2 pseudogenes are annotated in these 3,316 nt (G+C 45.4%); both read left to right on the top strand.

Annotated features, from left to right (window positions below):
* Positions 1-845, top strand: a pseudogene (locus tag B494_RS19820) (IS110 family RNA-guided transposase); the annotation flags it as partial.
* A gap of 1,590 nt (positions 846-2,435) precedes the next feature.
* Positions 2,436-3,077 (top strand): annotated as a pseudogene (locus B494_RS19815) (IS110 family transposase); the annotation flags it as partial.
* Between the last annotated feature and the right edge of the window lie 239 nt (positions 3,078-3,316).

The raw sequence follows: 3,316 nt of genomic DNA, 5'->3' as shown, positions 1-3,316 counted from the left end.
ATGTAGCACGGGCAATAGATGATCGTGGTCGAGATCTGGTGAAACGACTGGTATTCACCAATTCTTATCAAGGGTTCTTAGCGTTGATAGAATGGGCCAAAAACCTGTCCGAGCAACATGACCGACCTAATTTACTAATTGGTATGGAACCTACTGGCCACTATTGGCTTAATCTAGCCTATTATTTGAAGGCGCGAGACATTTCCGTGGTGGTTGTCAATCCGATGAAGGTAAAGCGGTTCAAGGAAATGGACGACGATTCTCCAACGAAGAATGACACAAAAGATGCGAAAGTCATCGCACAGGTCATGCGTGACGGTCGTTACCACGAACCAACGTTACCAGAGGATGTTTATGCGGAATTGCGAGAAGGTATGAAGCTCTATGACATGATTCAAGAGGATATAGCGTCGATTAAAGCGCAAATGCATAATGCATTAGATCGCTATTTCCCAGAGTTTCTGACGGTCTTTAAAGATTGGACAGGAAAAGCTGCCTTCCATTTACTAGATAAGGGTTATTTGCCAGAAGATATTCGAGCGGCATCTGAAGAAACCTTACTGATGGAAGTCAAACAGGCTGCAACACGGGCAGTGGGAATCAAACGTATTCAGGCCTTAAAAGAAGTAGCAGAAAATAGCGTGGGCCTTCAAGTAGGATTACAAATGGGACGCCAAGAGATTCGTTATCTTCATGATCAGTATCAGGCGTTGGAAGAACGACTAATCGCTTTCGAAGCACAACTAAAAGAACTCGTTCTTCACATCCCTGGTTCTGAAGAGATGATGGCGATCAAAGGAGTCAGCGCCATTACTGTTGCTGGTTTTTTCGCAGAAGTTGGTGACTCGTTCTTCACATCCCTGGTTCTGAAGAGATGATGGCGATCAAAGGAGTCAGCGCCATTACTGTTGCTGGTTTTTTCGCAGAAGTTGGTGACTCGTTCTTCACATCCCTGGTTCTGAAGAGATGATGGCGATCAAAGGAGTCAGCGCCATTACTGTTGCTGGTTTTTTCGCAGAAGTTGGTGACTCGTTCTTCACATCCCTGGTTCTGAAGAGATGATGGCGATCAAAGGAGTCAGCGCCATTACTGTTGCTGGTTTTTTCGCAGAAGTTGGTGACTCGTTCTTCACATCCCTGGTTCTGAAGAGATGATGGCGATCAAAGGAGTCAGCGCCATTACTGTTGCTGGTTTTTTCGCAGAAGTTGGTGACTCGTTCTTCACATCCCTGGTTCTGAAGAGATGATGGCGATCAAAGGAGTCAGCGCCATTACTGTTGCTGGTTTTTTCGCAGAAGTTGGTGACTCGTTCTTCACATCCCTGGTTCTGAAGAGATGATGGCGATCAAAGGAGTCAGCGCCATTACTGTTGCTGGTTTTTTCGCAGAAGTTGGTGACTCGTTCTTCACATCCCTGGTTCTGAAGAGATGATGGCGATCAAAGGAGTCAGCGCCATTACTGTTGCTGGTTTTTTCGCAGAAGTTGGTGACTCGTTCTTCACATCCCTGGTTCTGAAGAGATGATGGCGATCAAAGGAGTCAGCGCCATTACTGTTGCTGGTTTTTTCGCAGAAGTTGGTGACTCGTTCTTCACATCCCTGGTTCTGAAGAGATGATGGCGATCAAAGGAGTCAGCGCCATTACTGTTGCTGGTTTTTTCGCAGAAGTTGGTGACTCGTTCTTCACATCCCTGGTTCTGAAGAGATGATGGCGATCAAAGGAGTCAGCGCCATTACTGTTGCTGGTTTTTTCGCAGAAGTTGGTGACTCGTTCTTCACATCCCTGGTTCTGAAGAGATGATGGCGATCAAAGGAGTCAGCGCCATTACTGTTGCTGGTTTTTTCGCAGAAGTTGGTGACTCGTTCTTCACATCCCTGGTTCTGAAGAGATGATGGCGATCAAAGGAGTCAGCGCCATTACTGTTGCTGGTTTTTTCGCAGAAGTTGGTGACTCGTTCTTCACATCCCTGGTTCTGAAGAGATGATGGCGATCAAAGGAGTCAGCGCCATTACTGTTGCTGGTTTTTTCGCAGAAGTTGGTGACTCGTTCTTCACATCCCTGGTTCTGAAGAGATGATGGCGATCAAAGGAGTCAGCGCCATTACTGTTGCTGGTTTTTTCGCAGAAGTTGGTGACTCGTTCTTCACATCCCTGGTTCTGAAGAGATGATGGCGATCAAAGGAGTCAGCGCCATTACTGTTGCTGGTTTTTTCGCAGAAGTTGGTGACTCGTTCTTCACATCCCTGGTTCTGAAGAGATGATGGCGATCAAAGGAGTCAGCGCCATTACTGTTGCTGGTTTTTTCGCAGAAGTTGGTGACTCGTTCTTCACATCCCTGGTTCTGAAGAGATGATGGCGATCAAAGGAGTCAGCGCCATTACTGTTGCTGGTTTTTTCGCAGAAGTGGGTGATTTATCGAATTATCAAGATCCACGCCGATGGAAGTCAAACAGGCTGCAACACGGGCAGTGGGAATCAAACGTATTCAGGCCTTAAAAGAAGTAGCAGAAAATAGCGTGGGCCTTCAAGGAGGATTACAAATGGGACGCCAAGAGATTCGATATCTTCTTGATCAGTATCAGGCGTTGGAAGAACGACTAATCGCTCTCGAAGCACAACTAAAAGAACTCGTTCTTCACATCCCTGGTTCTGAAGAGATGATGGCGATCAAAGGTGTCAGCGCCATTACTGTTGCTGGTTTTTTCGCAGAAGTTGGTGATTTATCGAATTATCAAGATCCACGCCAAATCATTAAATTAGCGGGATTAAATTTAAAGTTGAACCAATCAGGTTACTTCAAGGGTCAGACAACTATCACCAAACGAGGACGTAAAAGACTGCGAAACTTATTGTATCAAGTGGCCAGACCCTTATCATTACACAATGATGGTTTTAAACAACTACACCATTATTATCGCTATCGAACGACCAATCCATTGTCAGGAAAGCAATCTTTTATCGCATTAAGCAGGAAATTAATTAAGATCTTTTTCTTAATAGGTACACGAAACTGCACATTCAGTGAAGAACAAATGATTCGGGATATCCCAATGATTTCAGACACACCGGAAGCAGCATAACAAAAAACAGTACCATCGTTTTACAATCAAACTTTTGACAATTGAAGCACGGAGAAGCCGGTCGTTATTACATCCATCAGGGCAACGACCCACTAAAAGAGCATTTCCGGCCTCCACCATGGTCAGGTCGAACGAAGGAATTTACGCGCATTGACGCCGAGAGACGTGGGAGGGTCCACCGCCATGTGAAAGTGGAGATCCATTGTGCGATCATACGTTATTAACCATTTAATGGAAAA

It is taken from the genome of Amphibacillus jilinensis Y1 (genome assembly GCF_000306965.1).
Classification (GTDB): domain Bacteria; phylum Bacillota; class Bacilli; order Bacillales; family Amphibacillaceae; genus Amphibacillus_C; species Amphibacillus_C jilinensis.
This window is presented reverse-complemented; position numbering and strand designations above follow the sequence as displayed.